Annotated in this window: 1 protein-coding gene; it reads right to left on the bottom strand. The window is 73.4% G+C overall.

Annotated features, from left to right (window positions below):
- Positions 1-38 precede the first annotated feature (38 nt).
- The coding region (locus SB753_RS36850) for an ATP-binding protein (protein ID WP_410805071.1) at positions 39-278 on the bottom strand (240 nt) is incomplete at its 5' end.

The following is a 278-nucleotide window of genomic DNA, read 5'->3' as shown; positions in this document are numbered from 1 at the left end:
CTAGCGCCTCACCGCTCGACCGCTGCCCACGGCAGCCCTTACGGGCCCATCCGCAGATTCCCCGGCTTCTCCATCGCCTGATCGTTAGCCGCCACGGATACCGGTCGCCCTTCGCGCCCTTCACCGCCTTCACGCGCTCGCCCCGCCGCCGGCCGGGCGCCCGCTTCGGGCAGCGACAGATAAAACGTCGTGCCCACGCCTTCGGCCGACTCCGCCCAGACCCGCCCGCCGTGCCGCTCGACGACGCGCCGCACCAGCGCGAGCCCAATCCCCTCGCC

Source organism: Paraburkholderia sp. SIMBA_053 (genome assembly GCF_046534895.1).
GTDB classification, from domain to species: domain Bacteria; phylum Pseudomonadota; class Gammaproteobacteria; order Burkholderiales; family Burkholderiaceae; genus Paraburkholderia; species Paraburkholderia caledonica.
Note: the sequence above shows the minus strand (reverse complement) of the source record. Positions and strands in the feature narration are given on the sequence as shown.